Source organism: Bifidobacterium ramosum, from assembly GCF_009299505.1.
Lineage (GTDB): Bacteria > Actinomycetota > Actinomycetes > Actinomycetales > Bifidobacteriaceae > Bifidobacterium > Bifidobacterium ramosum.
On the sequence record NZ_WBSM01000012.1, the window covers coordinates 74,565 to 92,395 of the forward strand.

Consider the following 17,831-nt stretch of genomic DNA (forward strand, 5'->3'; position numbering starts at 1 on the left):
AACCGTCAAACCGTATCCAAGAGATCGCTCATACCTCATGCTGCACGCTCGTATGCGTCGATTCCCAGCACCGTCTCTCGAACACGACCGCTGCCGATCGTTCATCGAGGCAGGGCGCGGGCCTTGCGGCGCACGTCATCGATGAGACCGACCAGTCGCTCGACGGTCGGAGCCGTGCGACGGCCGGTGACGGCGTCGAACGCGCGGTTGTCATTCAGGCAGCCGGTCACGTCGTATCCGGCGTCGCGCAGCGTGTCGCAGGTGATGCCGTTGAGCGCCTTTTCGTCCTCCACGGCCAGCAGTCTCGTCATCCGGCCGCCTTCCGCCGCGCGTCACGCGACCCTTATAGAAATGCAGAAGTACGACGGGTGCATCATCCGGCATACGTATGCAACCACAGCAAAGGAGCGATCATGGACGACCGGCCGATCGAAGCGCCCATCATTCCCGACGATCTGAACCCCGAGGGGCGCGAAGTGTGGTCGCGCATGGTGTCGGGGCAGCCGTACTGGGACATGCATCCGGAGCTGGAACGCAAACGCGTGGAGGTGCGGCGGCTGTTCGAGGCGTACAACCGCACCGATTTCGAGGATGCGGCGCGCCGGCGGGCGCTGTTGAAGCGGATGCTCGGCTCGGTCGGCGACGACGTGGTGGTCGAGCCGAATTTCCGGTGCGATCTGGGATGCAACATCACGCTTGGCGCGGGTTCGGTCGTCACACGCGATGTCCCGGACAACGTGGTCGCCGTGGGCAACCCGGCACGCGTGCTGCGGCCGATCACCGACGCCGACCGCATGGGGTTCGCGCGATAGGCATCCGTCCCCGCGTCGTAATCGCCACCAACCGTCACTCAGTGCGCGCGACCGGCACTGCCGCGCGCACTGAGTGATGATTCGGACGTCGCAAACGTCACTCAGTGCGCGCACCCGTTACGATTGCGCGCACTGAGTGACGGCCCCAACGCCCGGTATCCCACCCATCGGACCCAACTACCACCCCAGCCACCGCCGAGTTATCCACAATCCGCCCGCGACACGCCGAAAAACCGACCTTTCGACCACATACCCCAGTTTGCATTGCGCGGCAATCCGTCCCACCCTCATCATGGCGGCATGAGAACGCACACCGACATCGACCGGCTCAGCGCCACGGCGGAACGCAACCAACGCTGTTTCGCCCCGGAAACCAACGCGCAACGTCAGGCTGCGATCACGCGCCTGCGGTCGGGCGCACTGGTCCGCCCGTACCATAATGCATACGCCCGCACCGCATATTGGACGTCGCTCAGCGCCGCGGAACAGGCCCGGCATCTCATTCGCGAACTGGCGCGGCAACGTCCGAACCGCGTGTTCGCCGGCCTGAGCGCCGCCGCCATGCTGGAACTCGAATACGGCTGGAGCCTGCACGGCGACGGCATGGTGTTCCTCGCGTCACCCGCCGGCGGCGCCACTCGTTCGCACGCATCCCTACGCCGCCTCATCATACGGCATCCGCCGGTGGTGACGATCGTCAGAACGCGGGAACGGACCGGCATCGTCACCACGTTGGCGAAGGACCGACCGGAGGACATCGTGGCACACGCCGGCACGGCCGACATCATAGATATGACGCGCATCACCGCGCCGGAACGTACGCTAGTGGACTGCGGATTGCGGTATTCGTTCGTTCAGGCGTTGCCGATGTTCGATTCGGCGCTGCGACGCGGCCTCGTCACGCGCGACGGAGTCCTGGAAATGTGCGACGGAATGCACGCCGATTGCGGCCCGGTACTGCGGTTGCTGCATTACGCAAACCCGCTCAACGAGAACGGCGGCGAGTCGCTGTGCTACGCGACAATCATCGAAGAGGGATTCGTCGTACCGGAATTGCAGCACGTGTTTCTCGATCCCGACGCACCGTGGGTCAAACATCGCGCCGATTTCGTATGGCATACGCCGGACGGGCGCGTGATCGTACTGGAATATGACGGCACCGACAAGTACGTGAACCCTGCGATGACGAAGCGACGCGATATACGGGATGTGGTGCGCGACGAACGCGCGCGGGAGGATGCGTTGCGTCGCGCTGGCGTCACGGCGATCATCCGAACCAGCTACGACGAGGTGATACGACGGTATCCGTTGCGGCACAAGCTGTTGGACGCCCGTGTGCCGATGACCGGGATGCTGATGCACGAGCGGAGGACGGATGCGCGCGGGCGGGAACGGTGAGATGTGGGTGTTTGCGTTGCGTCCGGCGTCGGTGACGTTCGGATCGTGCGTCACCGTCACTCAGTGCGCGCGATCGGCAGCGCCGCGCGCACTGAGTGATGATTCGGACGCCGCAAACGTCACTCCGTGCGCGCATCCGTTACGATTGCGCGCACTGGGTGATGGTTTACGCATGATTCGAACGACGGACTGACGGATTACCGGACCGACGGACCGCCGACCGGCAGTTCGTTCAGGCGGCGAGGAGCGCATCGCGGCGGGCGATAAGCGCGTCGATGGCCTCGTTACCTTCGACCACGGTGAACGTGACGACCTTGCGCTCGGTAGTCTGCGGTGCGATCGTATGCAGATCGCCGCGCTGCTCGTGCCAGCCGCGACCGTGCACACTGGAATTGGACGGCTCGAGACCGACCACGTAGTCACCCGAGCCCATCGACTTCCATTCCATGAAGTATGGGAAGTCGGCCGCATCGAATTCGATCACGACACCGAGGCCGAGCGTGCGGTTGACGACGCCGGCGAAGCTGCGACCGTTCGCATCGGCGGCCAGATCGTGCAGGTACACGCTTTCCGGCTTGTTGGCGACCGGCGCGCCGATCTCGTTCCACGGGGTCGTGTCGGCGGCGGTCGTCTCGTCACGCGGCGTGGCCTTGCGACTCGGGATCACGACCTCGGCTCCTTCGGCGAGCAGCGGCCAGCCGAAGTTGCAGTGGTACATCCACATGAGCGGCTCGGTGCGGAAGCTCTCGTTGGTCACTTCGTCCTCGACGGTGATCGTGGACGTGCCGTACACCGACGAAATGCGGCGGCGCAGCACCATGTTCTCGCCGAACAGTTCGGCCTCGCGCATTTCGCCGGATACCTCGAGCACGTACTGGTCGTTCTTGTTCCAGTACGCGTCCGACGAGACGTGTTCGGCCGGTGTGGTGCGGATGCGGCCGTGCATCGGGTAGCTGCCGGCCGGGTACTTGGAGCCTTCGGGCGTGACGTACGGCGCGCAGATGTTCTCGAACCCGCAGGTGAAGAACAGGCCGCCCATGATGGAGCGCTGCGCCTCGAGGCCGTTGGTGTCGAACTGGTTACGGCCGTTCAGCCCCGGCTTGGACAGGAACGTGAGGTTTTCGCCGCGGTATTCGATCTGTGCGATGTCGAGCGCGCGGTCGGCCATCGACATGAACCGCAGCGGGCCGTTTTTGACCTCGATGCCGCGCAGGCCGTGGGAACGGCCCTCCTGGTATTCGATCGGACGTGTGTAGGCGGCCTGCTGCAGGCTGCCCATGTGGGCGAGCATGTCGGCGCGGGTCGGATTGTCGTGATGGATAAGCATGGTTTTACCTCCTTGTACCAGTCCCCCAGCATACCGCACCACGAATGGTAAGCGCTTTCCCGACGTGTCGCAACCCGACCCACACCGGCCGTGTCCGCACCCGCGGTAGACTGGCCATGACATCGACCGGCAGGGGCTACGGCGTCGTCGGATGATCCGTCGCCGACCATGCGGCGAACGATCATCCGCATATCGCGACGTTGACCGAAATCAGCTGGGAACCACCATCGCACCGCAGCTGAAAGGAACAGCCATGCCTGATTCGAGCGCGTCGCAGCACACGTCGCAACCAAACGCACCGCAAACGAGCGCATCGCCATCACGCACGCCGCAACCGCACACGACCACATCGTCCGCGCAACCGGTAGCCATGCCCGATCACCCGATCCTGCCGATCGTCATCATGATGATCGGCTCGTTCACCGCGATCCTCAACCAGACGCTCATGACGAGCGCGCTGCCGCATCTCATGCTTGATTTCGGCGTCACCAGCAACACCGCGCAGTGGCTGAGCACCGGGTTCATGCTCACCAACGGCATCATGATCCCGATCACCGCGTTCCTCATCCAGCGGTTCACCACGCGCCAACTGTTCTTCTACGCGATCGGCATGTTCCTGTTCGGCACGCTCGTGTGCCTGTGCGCGCCGGGCTTCTGGGTGCTGCTGGCCGGCCGCGTCTTGCAAGCCACCGGCGCGGGCATCCTCATGCCGCTGCTGCAAACCGTGCTGTTTCTCACGTTCCCGCCGAGCCAGCGAGGCACGGCGATGGGCTGGTTCGGCATGGTCATCGCGTTCGCGCCGGCGATCGGCCCGACATTGTCCGGCCTGATCATCGATCTGCTGCCGTGGCGGTTCCTGTTCGTGCCGCTGGTCGTGATCGCCGTGGCCGTGCTCGCCGCCGCGATTCCGACGGTGCGTAATGTGACGCCGCAGACCGATCCGACGATCGACGTGCCGTCGGTCGTGCTGTCGACGCTCGGTTTCGGCGGTCTGCTGCTCGGGTTCTCGCTGGCCGGCCAATCCGGCTGGGCGGCGACCGACACGCTCGTTTCGCTGGCGGTCGGCGCGATCGCTCTGGTCGCGTTCGTCGTACGTCAACTGCGTCTGCCGAACCCGCTGCTCAACTTCCGCGTGTTCGCGCGTCCGATGTTCACGTTGCCGATGATCGTGATCGTGCTGGTGTTCGTCACGTTCATCGCGACGATGAACATCCTGCCGATGTTCATTCAGAACGTGCTGGGGATGACCGCGCTGCAGTCCGGCCTGCTGCTGGCGGGCGGCGGCATCGCCGAGGGCGTGTTCAATCCGGTCGCCGGACGTCTGTTCGACCGGTTCGGCATTCGTCGCATCGCGCCGCCGGCGATTGGTACCGTCGCGCTGGCCTCGTTCGCGCTGTCGCGGATGGGCGCGGACACGCCGGCGTGGTATCCGGCCGTGTGCTTCACGCTGATGATGGCGGGCGTCGCGTTCTGCCTGATGCCGTTGACCACGACCGCGCTCAACCAGTTGACCGGACCGCTCATCCCGCACGGCACGGCGATGAACAACACGCTGCGGCAGACGTGCGCGGCGATCGGCATCGCGATCTGTTTCACGATCATGACGACGAATACCTTGCCGGCGTCAGCCGCCGAGTCGACGGCCGCAGGACTCGCGCACGGCGTGGATGCAGTATTCGTCGTGTCGACCGTCACGTCGATCGTCGCGTTCGCGTTGTCGCTGCTGGTGCGCGACGGGCGACGCTGACAGTTGCCGGATGAACGACGGCGACGACCGACTGACGATTGCGGACGCGCGACTGACGACTGCGGACACGCGACTGACGGCTGCCGCACGTGTGACTGACATTCATCGGTCGCGTGGCAGTCTCCCCTCGCTCATGGTGTGGGTTTCCGTAGGAAATCCACACCAGCCACCCGTCCGCTACGCCTCAACCAGTTCCGGCGCATGCCGCGTCGAGCAGCGGAACATAAGCGCCGCAAGCACGACGCCAACCACGGCCATACCCGCAAGCACCCACATGCTTAACGAGAATCCCCGCACATAGGATGCGGCCTCACTGGCGCCGCCCCGGGCCGCGGCGGCGGAGAACTCGGACAGCAGCACGCTGGCCACGGCCGTGCCGATCGCGCCGGCGAGCTGCTGCACGGTGTTCATCACCGCCGAACCGTCTGCGTTGAGCCGCGCGGGCAGCTGATTGAGCGCATGGGTCTGGTCGGGCACGAGCACGAATCCGGAGAACGCCATGAACACCGCGTAGGCGACGGCCACCGCCGCCACGCTGCCGGATGCGAGGACGAGCACCATATCCATCACGGTCACAACCGCGAACCCGGTCATGATGAACTTCGGCGGGAAGTGGTTTTTCAGCGCGCCGCCGATCAGCGGCGCCGCGATCGCGCCGACCACCGCGCCCGGCAGCAGCGTCAGTGCCGCGGGTAGGCTGCCCATCCCGAAGCCGCGTTGCAGCAGAATCGGCAGCATGAAGTTCAGTCCGAGCACGCCGCCGGACGCCATGAGCAGAATCAACATGCCCAGCGAAAAACCGGGATACGTGAATACGCGCACCTCGACCAGCGGCCGAGTCATACGCAGCTGCACGAGCACGAACACGACCAATACCGCCACGCTCGCAGCCAGCGTCAGCCAGAACCGCCAGTCGCCGTTCCAGCTCGCGAAGAAGCTCACCGCGACGATCAGGCCGGCCAATCCGGCCGCGACCAAAAGCAGCGACGGCACGCTGATCGTCGCCTGTTCGGCGTCGCCGGGATGGCGGATCTCCGGCACGGTGGCCATGCCGAGCAGGAACGCGACGAGCAGGAACGGCAGCATCGTGTAGAAGATCCAATGCCAGTCGAGCCATTCCATGACCATGCCGCCGAACACCGGGCCGATGGCCGGCGCGGCGCAGGTGACGAGGCTGACGATGCCAAGCATCGCCCCGCGCTGTTCGAGCGGCGCCTTTTCGAGGATGATGTTGGTGATAAGCGGCAGCGAGATGCCGGTGCCGAGCGCCATGACGAGTCGCGCGGCGAGCAGCATCGGGAAGCTCGCGGCGAACGCGCCGATCAGCGTGCCGGCGGTGAAAATCGCCACCGCCGCGACGAACAGGGTTTTCGTGGCGAACCGGCGCACCATGAACGGTGAGCTGGGGATCGCGACCGACAACAGCAGCAAATAGCCGGTGGTGAGCCATTGCACGGTGGACGCGTCGACCGCGAACTCCTGCATGAGCGTGGAGTAGGCGATGTTGAGCGACGTTTCCGACAGGATGCCGAGGAACGTGAGGATCGCGAGCGCGATCACGCAGACGATGATGGCCGCGGGAACGGGGCGTTTGCCGTTGACCGGCTGGGCGGATGACTGCGCAGCCGGTTGCGTGGGCGACGGCACGGGCGGCGACGGCTGTACGGTGGATGACTGTGCGTCGGTTGTAGTGTTCATGATTCCCTCGCTCTCATGTCGCCCTGCATGAGGCGCAGGGCTTCGGTCAATGTGCGTACGACGGTTTCGCATTGGTCGGCGGTGATGCCGGCGAGCACGCGGCTGAGGTGCGCGTGGTATTCCTCGACGTAGGTGCGGCGCAGGTCGAGGCCGCGGCCGGTGAGGGTGAGCGTCACCGCGCGACGGTCGGTTTGGTCGGCGTGCTTGACGAGCAGACCGAGGTCGGCCATGTCGCCGACGAGTTTGGTAACGCTTGGCGTGGTGACGCCGAGGAAGGCGCTGACGTCGCCGACACGGGCGGTGCCGTATTGCTGCCCGTTCGGCCGGTTAAGATGCCAGACCGCGTCGATGACGTGGATATAGCGCGGTTTGATGCCGGCGGGCAGCGCCGGCATGAGTTCGGTGATGGCTTTCGCTTTCCAGCAGGCGTCGAGCAGCCGGCGCACGTCGTCGACCGGCAGGCCTGTGGGTTCGTCGGCGTGCGTCGTCGCTCGATTGTCGGATGGCGTCATATCGGATCTCCGATTACTTACCAATAGTCATTACTGTTGGTAAGTATATGACCAGCCGTGACAAGTAGCCGCGATGCGGAACGGGACGGTACGGCGACGCAATACGTTGCAACGCCCGTCAGCCGTGACGCCAACCAGTGAGGAAGGACGCGGCCTTGGCTGCGTCGTCGCGGTACGCCTTGCCGTATTCGTCGATGAGACCGTGGAATTCCTTGAGCTGGGCGACGGTCAGGTCCGAGGCGAGCACAGCCGGCGCGAACGCCTTGTGGAAGGCCGGATAGCCGGTCGGCACGGTGAAGCCGAGGAATGCGAACAGACGTCGGGCGTAGGTATCGGCGACGAACGCGCGGCGCGAGAAGACGTACAGCACCAGATCATCGGCCGTTTCGCCGCCGACGCCGAACAACGACAGCAGTTCGGATCGCAGCCCGTCGTCCGTCAGACCGCGCGCGCCGTCGGGATCCGCACCGCAACGCTCGACATACCAACGGCTGAGCGACTGCAGGGTCTTCGCCTTGTTGCGGTAGAAACCGGACGGGCGGATGAGACCCTGCAACGCCTCCGGCTCCAATGCGGCGATGGCGTGCGGGTCGAGCACGCCGGCGGACTTCAGTGCCGCGAGCGAACGGTCGACGTTGCCCCACGCGGTGTTCTGGGTGAGCACGGCGCCGACCATGATCTCGAACAGCGTGTCGGCCGGCCACCAGTTCGTGGGGCCAAGCTCGCGCTCCATGCACTCGTACAGCGAAGCGATGTCGGCCGGAGTCGGCACGCGGACGGGCGCGGCGGCTGCGACGTCGGCCGCACCGCCCGAACACTCCGCAGCTTCCGTACTGGTCACGCGTCGAGCTCGCGTTCGAGCCATTGGCGTTCGGCGTCGATTTCGGCGTCGTGGATCATGAGCACCGCACGGCGGTATTTGTCGGCGACCTTGTCGTTGTCGATCGGCCCCTCGCCGTCGCTGTACAGGCGGCGCACGTCGGAGCCGAGCGAGTCGAGCCGGCGTTGCAGCACGGCGCGGCGGTCGGCTTCGTCGGGGATGACGGAGAGGAACGACAGGACGACCGCCCATTTGGTGATGTTGGTGAGGTTGTAGCCGCTCGTGTTTTTCAGCTCCTCGATCAACCGCTCGCGGCCGGCGGGTTCGAGGTGGAATTCGCGCAGGCGGCGGCCGTTGACGACGGTGAAGGTCTCGCCGATGTAGCCGGCCTTGACGAATTTGTTCGTCACCGAGTGGAGCGTGCCGTCGGAGACGGCCTGCATGTAGCCCTGCAGCTGTTCCATCTTCTTGCGCAGACGGTAGCCGCACAACGGCTCCTCGCTCAGGAAGCCCAGGGTCATGAGTTCTATCGTGTTCATCATATGTTCATGATATCTCAATCCGAGATATCTCAGAACGACACGCCGACAGTGAACGCATCGACGCCGCACGTCATCGGCGGAATCACGCCGTTCTTGCGGCATCTATAAATCTTTCTGATATATCTCAGTTTGAAATATCTCTTTCTGAGGTGCATACTGGCATCAGCGCGAACGCAACGGACGGAAACCCCACCGCGGCGATCGCACCGCCAATAACCGAAACGAACACCAGCCATAACCAACAACCACCGCAGGCCCATCACATACAGCACACGGCATGCGGCACACGGCACCTTCGAAAGGAACACCACCATGAGCACCATCACCATCTTCGGCGCAGGCAACATCGGCTCCGCGGTCGCGGGCATCGCCGCCAAGTCCGGCGCGAGCGTGCAGGTCATCGACCGCAACCCGGACAAGGCCGCCGCCGCGGCCGAGGGCGTCACCGGCGCCAAGTTCGGCGAGGCCGCTATCTCCGGCGACATCGTCGTGCTCGCCCTGCCGTTCCCGGCCTACGACGAGGTGCTCGCCACCTACGCCGACCAGCTGGCCGGCAAGACCGTGGTCGACGTGGCCAACCCGATCGACTTCACCACCTTCGACCTCGCCCTGCCGGAAGGCTACAAGTCCGCCGCCGAGTACGTGGCCGCCAAGCTGCCGAACAGCACCGTGGTCAAGGGCTTCAACACCACGTTCGCCGCGACGCTGGCCACCGGCGAAAACGACGGCGCGCCGACCGTCGTGCAGCTCGCCTCCGACAGCGAGGACGCCAAGAAGGCCGTCGCCGCGTTCATCGAGGGCGCGGGCCTCAAGACCGTGGACGCCGGCGCACTCAAGCGCGCGCAGTACCTCGAGGGCTACGGCGCGCTGCAGATCATCCTCGGCGTGACCGAGCAGACCCCGTGGACCGGCGGCTTCAAGGTCGTCAAGTAAGCGTCGGACAAGCAGTCAAGCGAGCCGGCGGGTTCGGCCGGTCCAGTCCGCACGAACCCGTCCCACCTTACCTAACCAGCGGGCATACGGCCGATTCCGGTGCCGGGATCGGCCGTATGCCCGCTGAAGGAACGTGGCGCGAGAACGCAGCTACCGTACCGCCACCGATTCCTTCTCCACTACAGCGCACCGGATACGCCCACGATCCACGGATAAATCGGGCAGAACGGCGCGTGTTTCCACCGCATCGAGCGCACCGCCCATGTCCCGTCCTTCGATCATCGAGATCAGCTTGCATGCACCCCAATAGCCCATTTCATAATGCGGCAGTTCGATGGACGTCAACCGCGGTTCGAAGAACACGGACAGCAGTTCGAAATTGTCCACGCTGACCACGGACAGGTCCCGGCCAATGCGCAGGCCTCGCCGCACGGCCGCCTCGTAGATGAACCGCGCGCGCACGTCATTGAAGCAGAACACCCCGTCTGCGCCCGTGTCCAGCAACGCTTCGGCCTGCATGTCGGCGTCGACCTTCTCGTCCGGATCGAACACAGGCCGGTCGTCACTCGCGATGCCGGCCCGGTCAAGAGCCGCGTGATATCCGGCCAGTCGACGAGGCTGCGCGATGACCGTCGGCGGCGAACCATAATACGCAATGCGTCGGCATCCGGCGGCCAGCAGCCGAGCCACCGCATCTTCGCCTATCCCCTGCTCGTCCGGTCCGATGGACGGGCACTGTCCGTCCTTGTCCTCGGCATCCACCATGACCGTGGGGCAATCGTCGAGCGCGTCCGGCAGCGTCATCACCCGGTCGTACATGGCTGCATAGAGGAAGCCGTCGACGCCGTAGCGGCGCAGCATGTCGATCTGCTGCCGTTCGAGTTCCGCGTCATTGCCGGTGTTGACGACCGTCAGCAGGTATCCGAACGTACGAGCCGCATCTTGTGCGCCGAGGATGATACGACCGGCATATGGCGTGGTGGCGACGTCATCGCCGATCAGTCCGATCATATGGCTGCGGTTGGTGCGAAGCCCCCGCGCGATGGGATTGATCACGTAGCCCATCGCTTCGGCTTGTTCGCGTATCTCATGGGCGATCTCGGGTTTGATGCGTCCCCGGCCCTTGCCGTTGAGCACGCGTGAGACCGTCGCCGTGGAGACCCCGGTCTTGAGCGCGATATCCTTCAACGTGACCATATGCATCCCTCGTCGCGTCGATATCGATGTAGCACCGCTCATAGTAACGTGCCCCGTCCCACTCAATGTCCACCCAATGTCCATTCAACGGCCGTGCTGCCGTCATTTTCGACGTCAGCACGGCCACTCACCTGCCGCAAGCCGAGCGCCGTCGTCATATGGGGACGGCGAAGGCCGGAGCGGATCGCACGATCATACGTGCCTCTTCGCTCCGGCTCATGCCCGCATTCCGTCCGGTTCCGCTCAGCCCTTGACCGCGCCGAGCATCACGCCCTTGTTGAAGTACTTCTGCAGGCACGGGTACAGCACGAGCAGCGGGATCGTGGCGACGATGATCACGCCGAACTTGATCTGGTCGGCAAGCTGCTGCTGCGCGGCGGCGTTGAGGTTCGAGGCGACGGACTGCGAGACGAGCAGGATCTGCTGGAGCACGACCTGCAGCGGCTGTTTGTTCTGGTCGGAGATGTAGATCAGGCCGGTCATGAAGTCGTTCCAGTGGCCGACGAAATAGTACAGTCCGATCACGGCGAGGATGGCGGGGCTCAGCGGCAGCACGACCTTGAAGAAGTAGCCGAGATAGCCGAGTCCGTCGATCTGCGCCGCATCATGCAGCTCCTCGGGGATGGACGACTCGAAGAACGAGCGGGCGACGATCACGTTGTACACGCTCACCGCGCCGGGCAGGATGAACACCCACATCGTGTCGATGATGCCAAGCTGCTGGAACAGCAGGTAGTTTGGCACGAGGCCGCCGGCGAAGAACATGGTGACGGTGAACAGGAACAGGATGACGCGGCGCGGTTTGAATTCGGGGCGGGACAGGGCGAACGCGCACGGGATGGTCACCGCCATATTGACCGCGGTGCCGAGTACCGAGTAGACGATGGTGTTCCAGTAGCCGCGCCAGATCTGCGCGTTGGCGAAGATCTTCGCATAGCCGGCGAACGTGATGCCGGAAGGCAGCAGTCGCGTCTGGCCGGAGGCGACGCTGTTCGGATCGGAGAACGAAGAGATGACGACGAACCACAGCGGATACAGCACGATCAGCACGACGAGCAGGATCAGGCCGTCGATAACGCCAAGGGTGATCCAGTCTCCGACCGTGCGCCGTTCGCGCTGCTTTGTGTTCCATGGGATGTCGTTGCCGTTGGATTTGGGGGCCTGGGCCATGGCCGTGGCGATTGATGCGCTCATGATGATGCTCCTTCTCGTCTTAGAAGATGCTCGCGTTGGACACTCGCTTCGAGATCGCGTTGGCCGCGACCAGGAAGACGAAGTTGACGACGGTGTTGAACAGGCCGATGGCCGTGGAGTAGGAGAACTGGAAGTTGATCATGCCGATCTTGTACACGTAGGTGGAAATCACCTCGGTGGCCGGCAGGTTCAGCGTGTTCTGCATGAGGAAGATCTTGTCGAAGCCGACATTGAGCACGGAGCCCATGTTGAGGATGAGCAGCACGCCGCAGGTCGGCAGGATCGCCGGGAAGTCGACGTAGCGTATGAGCTGGAGCCTGCCGGCGCCGTCGAGTTTGGCGGCCTCGTACAGGGATGTGTCCACGGAGCTCAGCGCGGCGAGGTAGATGATCGCGTTCCAGCCGCAGTGCTGCCAGACTTCGGAGATCCAGTAGACGGCGGTGATCGCGCCCGTGCTGCCCATGAGGCTTTCGTCGCCGAAGAACTGGCCGATGATGCCGGTGTTCGGCGCGAGGAAGATGTTGAGCATGGAGACGATGACCACGATCGAGATGAAGTGCGGCATGTACGTGATGGTCTGCACGAAGCCCTTGACCCTAGCCGAGTGGATCTGGTTGATGAGCAGGGCGAGTATGATCGGGAAGATGAAGCCCATGACCAGCGTCCACAGGCTGATGCGGACCGTGTTCGTCATGATCTCGCCGAACAGCGGCGAGCGGAAGAACTTGTTGAAGTATTTGAATCCGACGAAATCGCCGCCGGTCAGCCCCTTGTCGGGGTCGAACTCGCGGAAGGCAAGCTGAATGCCCCACATCGGCACGTAGGCGAACAATCCCACGAACACGAGGGCGGGCAGGGTGAGCAGCCACAGTTCCCAATAGCGGCGGAAGTGATCGGCGATGCGGGCGAATGGGCTTGGCTTGTTGATCGGCTCCTGTACGGGCCGGCTGGCTGCGGAAATGGTGTTGGTTGACATGATGACGCTTTCGATGGTGACGGAATCATGGATGATGACGGCCGCTGCACGATGCGGCCGCGTACGAAGAAGGCGAGGTCTGTCGGTCGGATCGGCGGTCACGGCCGACGGACCCGCAATGGCTGCGCCGGGAAAAGGGGAAAACCGGCGCAAGTGTCGATGGATGCGGAGGCCGGTTGACCACCATCGCGGCTATTTGACGGCCTGGTCGTAGTACTTCTGCCAGATCGCGATGTTCTCCTCGAGACCGAGCGTGGGTTCGGCGATGTTCTTGAGGTACGTGTTCCATTCCTTGTCGATGCCGCCGCGCTGCACCCACTTCGCCAGCTGGTTGTTGGCGTAGTTGCCGATGGACGTGTTGTTGTCCGACAGGGTGTCGAGGTCGTCGCTGCTGGGGCGTACGTAGATCGGGATCACGTCGCCGGTCGGATCGACGCGGTTCAATGCATCCTCGACGGCCTTGTTGGCTTCGGTCACCTGATCGGCGTTGTCGTCGTTGACGATGGTCGCGTCGTCCGGCACCCATCCGGCGAATCGGTCCTGCAATGCGATGGCTCGCGTGTCGGGGTATTCGGCGTACGCCTTCTCACGGTCGATGGTGTACGTGTGATTGCCGTCGTCGGACAGCGTGGTCGGAATGGAACCGAAGTAGCCTTCGACCGACAGTTTCTCGCCATACATCGCGTTGACGATCTTGTAGACGGCCTGCTTGTTCGCGGCCTTCGGGCTGACGGACAGGCTGTAGGCGAATTCGGTGGCGTCCTGCGAATAATCCCATTTCACGTCCGATTCGGGCGTGGATGCCGTCTTCTTGAGCGGCGGGACACTCACGTATTGATTGGCCAGACTGTTGCCGTACTCGCTGTATGCGGACCAGCCGAACGTGACGCCGGTCAGTGCGGTCTTGCCGTCGTTGACCGTCTGCGCGACGTACTGCGAGTCGTCGCGGGTGAACGTGTCCTTCGGGATCAGTCTTTCGGCCACGAGTCCGTGCAGGAAGGAGATAACGTCCTTGAGTTCCTCGGACGTGTAGTAGCTTTTCACCTTGCCGTCCTGCACGTAGTAGCCTTGAGAGGACGCGCTCGAGCCCATGAAGTTGGTGACGACGCCGGACGAGTTGAGCAGCACCAGTGGACTCCAGAGGCCGAAGCCGAGGCTTCGGATGTTCATCGGGATCTCGTCGGCCTTTCCGTTGCCGTTGGGGTCTTTGGTCTTGAACGCCTCGAGCACGGTCTTGAGTTCATCCCACGTGGTCGGCATCTTCAGCCCGAGTTTGTCGAGCCATTGCTTGTTGATGAACATGTGCGTGGCGGAGACGCGGTAGCCCTTGCCGCGGTCGGACGGCAGGAGTTTGATCTGTCCGTCGCTGTTCTCGGCCATCTTGCGGGCCACCGGATGCGCCTCGAAGAACGCTTGGACGTTCGGTAGCTCGTCGAGATGCGCGCCGATGTCCTCGAACTGGTTCGGATACCGGCTCACGTCGGTGGGATCGTACAGGGTCAGGCCGATGTCCGGAAAATCGTTGGCGACCATTTTCGGAGCCTTCTGCTGACCCCATGAACTGTCGGCGATCTCCTCCCAGTCGATGGTGCAGTCGCAGGCCGTCTCCAGCTGCTTGGAATATTCAGTGTCCTTCATCGGATTGTCGGTGACGTTGCGACGCACGCGGATGGTGACGATCGGCCTGCCGTCCGCATCGACGGTGGGCTTGCTGTTGCCGCATCCCGCCAGCGGCACGCACAGCGCGACCGCGGTCATCGCGGACGCCATGATCCTACGGATGCGCAAACTACGGCGTTCCATAAGTCTCCTTACATTGATTCTCTTCCGCCGGAGGACTCAACCACTTCATTGTCGATGACCTTCAGCTTTGCCGTCCTCGGATAGCAGAAAATATATCACGGCAATCGATTGCCGGCAATCGATTGCCATTCGGCGTGTCGAACCGCTTCGACGCATGAATCGGAAAAAGCAACAAACAAAACAACGACGTCATCGCCCTTCTTCAACAGGCATACGACGACGAACGGCTGAGGAAGGGCCGAGCAGACATTCTCTGTTCCGGTTCTTCCCTCCCCTAACTTCTTCCTCTCCCCTAACGGACATACAGCCGATCCCATCCCGGTTTTCGGCTGTATGTCCGTCGAAGTTTGGAACGCTACTGCTCCTCGATGCCGAGCATCGTGCGCAGCCACGTCAGCTCCGCGGCGATCTGCGCGTCGTGCACGGCGACAATGCCGCGCCGATACGGATCATCCAGCCGATCGAACGGAATCGGATGGCCGGCGTCGCAGTAGAAGAAATGGATGTCGCCACCGTTCAGCACGTCGTAACGTCGGCGCAGCACCGCGTCACGATCGGCTTTGTCCGGCACCACGGACAGGAACGTGAGCACCACCGTCCATCGCGTGAAATCGGTGACGTCGAAACCGTCCGCGGTCTTCAACGCGTCGATGAGACGCGCGCGGCCGGCGTCCAGCAACGTGAACAGACGACGCTGCCGACCGTCGCGCATCTCGGAGCATTCCTCGATCAGCCCGGCCTCGACGAGACGGGTCGTCGCCGGGTAGATCGCGCCGTCGCTGAACTTGCGCGCATAACCCTGCAGCTGTTCCATCTTCTTACGCAGCTCGTAGCCACACATGGACCGTTCCGCGAGGAATCCCAGAATCATCGTCTCGATCACACTCATACGGTTCAGTATATCGTTGCACAATGCCACGTTTCGACATATTCGCGGCCGGCGTGACGGCCGATACGATCACCACGACAGCGTCGGCCGATGCGGCGCCGACTACCGCAGCCCCCGCAGAATCCGGCGCAGCACCGGAATGGTCACCGCGCACGACAGCACATCCGACACCGACTGCGCCATCTCCACGCCGAGCACGCCGAGGAAATGCGGCAGGATCAGCACGACCGGCGCGAGGAACAACCCCATGCGGCACACCGCCAGGAACGACGCGATGCCGGTCTTGCCCATCGTCTGCGTGATCATGTTGCCCATCATGTTCACGCCGTTGACCATCACCGTGACGCACTGGAAGTGCAGCGCGGCCACGCCGACCGCGACCACGGCCGGGTCGGAGCGGAAGATCTCGACCAGCTGCGGCGCGAACGCCCACACGAGCGCGCCGATCACCATGAGTACCACGGTCGACAGCCGCACGCAGAACCAGAACGCCTCCCGAACGCGCCCGTAGAGCCCGGCGCCGTAATTGTAGCCGCACACCGGCTGGAAGCCTTGGCCAAGGCCGATGATGACCGAGTTGGCGCCGAGCATGATGCGCATGACAATGGCCATGCCGGCGATGGCCGCGTCGCCGAACGGGTTGGCGGCGATGTTCACGCACGTGGTGGCGATGGAGCCGGCGCCCTGGCGGACGAGCGACGGCAGGCCGCCGCCGACGATCTCGCGCATGAGCAGCACGTCGGGGCGGCAGTTACGCAACGACAGCTTCAGCACGCCGAACTTGCGGCTGAGCGTGGTGAGGATCGCGAAGCTGAGCGTCTGGCAGATACCGGTGGCGAGGCCGGCGCCGAAGATGCCGAGATCGAGCACGAAGATGAACAGCGGGGCGAGCAGGAAGTTGAGCAGCGCGCCGGAGACGAGGCCGATCATGCCGAACGCGGACTGGCCTTGGTAGCGCAGCAGGCCGTTGAGCGCGAACGAACCGCACACGCAGGGCGCGGCGACGAGGATCGGCGTGAGGTATTGCACGGCGTACGGCGCGATCGTGGCGGTGGAGCCGAGCGCGACGACCAGCGGGCGCAGGGTGAGCAGTCCGATGATCGCGACGGCCAGCCCGCACAGGACGGCGCCGGCGAAGCCGACGGCGAGCAGGCGTGCGGCGCGATCGTTGTGCTGTTTGCCGAGTTCGCGGCTCATGGAGTTGCCTGAACCGTTGCCGAAGAAGAATCCGATGGCCTGCAGCACGGTCATGATGGAGAAGGCGATGCCGATCGCGCCGGATTGCGCGGTGCCGAGCTGGCCGATGAAGAACGTGTCCGTGAGGTTGTACGCGGTGGTGACCAGATTCGAGATGACGGCCGGAATGCACAGCCGCAGGATCAGCGGAGGGATCGGCTGGCCGGTCATCTGCCGGTATTTCGCGTCGGCGCTGGCCCGTGTGATCGTATGCATCTGTTTCTGCCCCATGTGGCGTTACCTTACTCGCGGGCGGGGTCGTATCCACGGATCGGGGCGCGCGTGCGCTCAGGACAGGCGCGACTGCACCAGACGGTTGAGCGACACGCCTTGCTCGGCGGCTTCGATGGTCAGCCGACGATGGACCTCCGGCGGCACGCGGACCATGATATGGCCGGAATAGTGGCGATCCTCGAACGGCTCGGGCACATCCTGGCCCTTGCTGCGCATGGCCGCGACACGTTCGGCCGCCAGCACGCGCAGGCCGGACAGCGCATCCACCGACGAGCGCGCGATGAACCGCAGTCCGGGGAGTTCCGCCACCGTGGCGACGAAGCCGTCATCGTCGTTCGACCAGTGGATGCGGTACACGTACCGATCGCTTTCATCCGCCATTGCGCACCTCCCTGACGCCGTCATCACCGCTGTCACCGCCACCATATCGCATGCCGACGCCGACCGGCACCGGCCGCGACACGCACCACCACATGATCGAACATATGTACGAGCTTTATGATATCACTATTG

Annotated in this window: 17 protein-coding genes; 4 read left to right on the plus strand and 13 right to left on the minus strand. The window is 63.9% G+C overall.

Annotated features, from left to right (window positions below; genetic code table 11):
- Nucleotides 1-101 precede the first annotated feature (101 nt).
- Entirely contained in the window at nt 102-311 is a 210-nt protein-coding gene (locus DSM100688_RS10090; RefSeq protein ID WP_152358969.1) for a response regulator, read from the minus strand.
- A gap of 102 nt (nt 312-413) precedes the next feature.
- Here DSM100688_RS10090 and DSM100688_RS10095 point away from each other — a divergent pair, with 102 nt between their 5' ends.
- On the plus strand, nt 414-812 hold the full coding sequence (locus DSM100688_RS10095) for a maltose acetyltransferase domain-containing protein (RefSeq protein ID WP_204316728.1): 399 nt from the start codon (nt 414-416) through the stop codon (nt 810-812).
- Nucleotides 813-1,112: 300 nt separating this feature from the next.
- Nucleotides 1,113-2,210, plus strand: coding sequence for a CTP synthase (locus DSM100688_RS10100; RefSeq protein ID WP_239519427.1), 1,098 nt, complete (start codon nt 1,113-1,115; stop codon nt 2,208-2,210).
- Nucleotides 2,211-2,442: 232 nt separating this feature from the next.
- On the opposite strand, the gene DSM100688_RS10105 is transcribed toward DSM100688_RS10100, so the two are convergent.
- Nucleotides 2,443-3,537 carry an aldose 1-epimerase family protein gene (locus DSM100688_RS10105; protein WP_152358970.1) on the minus strand — a complete coding sequence of 365 codons (1,095 nt, stop codon included), beginning with the start codon at nt 3,535-3,537 and terminating at the stop codon, nt 2,443-2,445.
- A gap of 253 nt (nt 3,538-3,790) precedes the next feature.
- Between DSM100688_RS10105 and DSM100688_RS10110 the strand changes: the two genes are divergently transcribed.
- The gene (locus DSM100688_RS10110; protein ID WP_204316727.1) at nt 3,791-5,284 is read left to right on the plus strand and encodes an MDR family MFS transporter; all 1,494 of its coding nucleotides are present in this window, start codon (nt 3,791-3,793) and stop codon (nt 5,282-5,284) included.
- Nucleotides 5,285-5,461: 177 nt separating this feature from the next.
- Here DSM100688_RS10110 and DSM100688_RS10115 read toward each other — a convergent pair whose 3' ends face one another.
- The 4 genes from DSM100688_RS10115 to DSM100688_RS10130 all read right to left on the minus strand — a co-directional run bounded on the left by DSM100688_RS10115 (nt 5,462) and on the right by DSM100688_RS10130 (nt 8,856).
- Nucleotides 5,462-6,982 carry a DHA2 family efflux MFS transporter permease subunit gene (locus tag DSM100688_RS10115; protein WP_152358971.1) on the minus strand — a complete coding sequence of 507 codons (1,521 nt, stop codon included), beginning with the start codon at nt 6,980-6,982 and terminating at the stop codon, nt 5,462-5,464.
- A complete protein-coding gene (locus DSM100688_RS10120; protein ID WP_152358972.1) occupies nt 6,979-7,494 on the minus strand; it encodes a MarR family winged helix-turn-helix transcriptional regulator in 516 nt (171 codons plus the stop codon). The genes DSM100688_RS10115 and DSM100688_RS10120 overlap by 4 nt, the downstream gene beginning before the upstream one ends.
- A 118-nt stretch (nt 7,495-7,612) precedes the next feature.
- On the minus strand, nt 7,613-8,227 hold the full coding sequence (locus DSM100688_RS10125; RefSeq protein WP_239519432.1) for an endonuclease III domain-containing protein: 615 nt from the start codon (nt 8,225-8,227) through the stop codon (nt 7,613-7,615).
- Nucleotides 8,228-8,331: 104 nt separating this feature from the next.
- Complete coding sequence (locus tag DSM100688_RS10130; protein WP_239519426.1) at nt 8,332-8,856, minus strand: PadR family transcriptional regulator; 525 nt, start codon at nt 8,854-8,856, stop codon at nt 8,332-8,334.
- Nucleotides 8,857-9,114: 258 nt separating this feature from the next.
- Here DSM100688_RS10130 and DSM100688_RS10135 point away from each other — a divergent pair, with 258 nt between their 5' ends.
- Complete coding sequence (locus tag DSM100688_RS10135) at nt 9,115-9,789, plus strand: NADPH-dependent F420 reductase (protein ID WP_276607811.1); 675 nt, start codon at nt 9,115-9,117, stop codon at nt 9,787-9,789.
- A gap of 150 nt (nt 9,790-9,939) precedes the next feature.
- On the opposite strand, the gene DSM100688_RS10140 is transcribed toward DSM100688_RS10135, so the two are convergent.
- From DSM100688_RS10140 to DSM100688_RS10170, 7 genes are all read right to left on the minus strand, one after another.
- Entirely contained in the window at nt 9,940-10,986 is a 1,047-nt protein-coding gene (locus DSM100688_RS10140; RefSeq protein WP_152358975.1) for a LacI family DNA-binding transcriptional regulator, read from the minus strand.
- Between the two features lie 243 nt (nt 10,987-11,229).
- Nucleotides 11,230-12,180: a carbohydrate ABC transporter permease gene (locus tag DSM100688_RS10145; RefSeq protein ID WP_152358976.1), complete on the minus strand. Its 951-nt coding sequence runs from the start codon at nt 12,178-12,180 to the stop codon at nt 11,230-11,232.
- A 19-nt stretch (nt 12,181-12,199) separates the two neighbouring features.
- Nucleotides 12,200-13,156 carry an ABC transporter permease gene (locus tag DSM100688_RS10150; RefSeq protein WP_152358977.1) on the minus strand — a complete coding sequence of 319 codons (957 nt, stop codon included), beginning with the start codon at nt 13,154-13,156 and terminating at the stop codon, nt 12,200-12,202.
- 192 nt (nt 13,157-13,348) lie between these two features.
- Nucleotides 13,349-14,959, minus strand: coding sequence for a type 2 periplasmic-binding domain-containing protein (locus DSM100688_RS10155; RefSeq protein ID WP_152358978.1), 1,611 nt, complete (start codon nt 14,957-14,959; stop codon nt 13,349-13,351).
- 355 nt (nt 14,960-15,314) lie between these two features.
- Nucleotides 15,315-15,848, minus strand: coding sequence for a PadR family transcriptional regulator (locus tag DSM100688_RS10160; protein WP_152358979.1), 534 nt, complete (start codon nt 15,846-15,848; stop codon nt 15,315-15,317).
- 102 nt (nt 15,849-15,950) lie between these two features.
- Complete coding sequence (locus tag DSM100688_RS10165; protein ID WP_152358980.1) at nt 15,951-17,315, minus strand: MATE family efflux transporter; 1,365 nt, start codon at nt 17,313-17,315, stop codon at nt 15,951-15,953.
- A gap of 57 nt (nt 17,316-17,372) precedes the next feature.
- Nucleotides 17,373-17,699 (minus strand): type II toxin-antitoxin system HicB family antitoxin, encoded by a 327-nt coding sequence (locus DSM100688_RS10170; RefSeq protein WP_152358981.1) that lies wholly within the window; start codon nt 17,697-17,699, stop codon nt 17,373-17,375.
- Nucleotides 17,700-17,831 lie beyond the last annotated feature (132 nt).

What these genes read in the sequence shown, in the direction of transcription:
- DSM100688_RS10090 (WP_152358969.1), bottom strand. Translation starts at nt 311, where the DNA reads ATGACGAGACTGCTGGCCGTGGAGGACGAAAAGGCGCTCAACGGCATC.
- DSM100688_RS10095 (WP_204316728.1), top strand. Translation starts at nt 414, where the DNA reads ATGGACGACCGGCCGATCGAAGCGCCCATCATTCCCGACGATCTGAAC.
- DSM100688_RS10100 (WP_239519427.1), top strand. Translation starts at nt 1,113, where the DNA reads ATGAGAACGCACACCGACATCGACCGGCTCAGCGCCACGGCGGAACGC.
- DSM100688_RS10105 (WP_152358970.1), bottom strand. Translation starts at nt 3,537, where the DNA reads ATGCTTATCCATCACGACAATCCGACCCGCGCCGACATGCTCGCCCAC.
- DSM100688_RS10110 (WP_204316727.1), top strand. Translation starts at nt 3,791, where the DNA reads ATGCCTGATTCGAGCGCGTCGCAGCACACGTCGCAACCAAACGCACCG.
- DSM100688_RS10115 (WP_152358971.1), bottom strand. Translation starts at nt 6,982, where the DNA reads ATGAACACTACAACCGACGCACAGTCATCCACCGTACAGCCGTCGCCG.
- DSM100688_RS10120 (WP_152358972.1), bottom strand. Translation starts at nt 7,494, where the DNA reads ATGACGCCATCCGACAATCGAGCGACGACGCACGCCGACGAACCCACA.
- DSM100688_RS10125 (WP_239519432.1), bottom strand. Translation starts at nt 8,227, where the DNA reads ATGGAGCGCGAGCTTGGCCCCACGAACTGGTGGCCGGCCGACACGCTG.
- DSM100688_RS10130 (WP_239519426.1), bottom strand. Translation starts at nt 8,856, where the DNA reads ATGATGAACACGATAGAACTCATGACCCTGGGCTTCCTGAGCGAGGAG.
- DSM100688_RS10140 (WP_152358975.1), bottom strand. Translation starts at nt 10,986, where the DNA reads ATGGTCACGTTGAAGGATATCGCGCTCAAGACCGGGGTCTCCACGGCG.
- DSM100688_RS10145 (WP_152358976.1), bottom strand. Translation starts at nt 12,180, where the DNA reads ATGAGCGCATCAATCGCCACGGCCATGGCCCAGGCCCCCAAATCCAAC.
- DSM100688_RS10150 (WP_152358977.1), bottom strand. Translation starts at nt 13,156, where the DNA reads ATGTCAACCAACACCATTTCCGCAGCCAGCCGGCCCGTACAGGAGCCG.
- DSM100688_RS10155 (WP_152358978.1), bottom strand. Translation starts at nt 14,959, where the DNA reads ATGGAACGCCGTAGTTTGCGCATCCGTAGGATCATGGCGTCCGCGATG.
- DSM100688_RS10160 (WP_152358979.1), bottom strand. Translation starts at nt 15,848, where the DNA reads ATGAGTGTGATCGAGACGATGATTCTGGGATTCCTCGCGGAACGGTCC.
- DSM100688_RS10165 (WP_152358980.1), bottom strand. Translation starts at nt 17,315, where the DNA reads ATGGGGCAGAAACAGATGCATACGATCACACGGGCCAGCGCCGACGCG.
- DSM100688_RS10170 (WP_152358981.1), bottom strand. Translation starts at nt 17,699, where the DNA reads ATGGCGGATGAAAGCGATCGGTACGTGTACCGCATCCACTGGTCGAAC.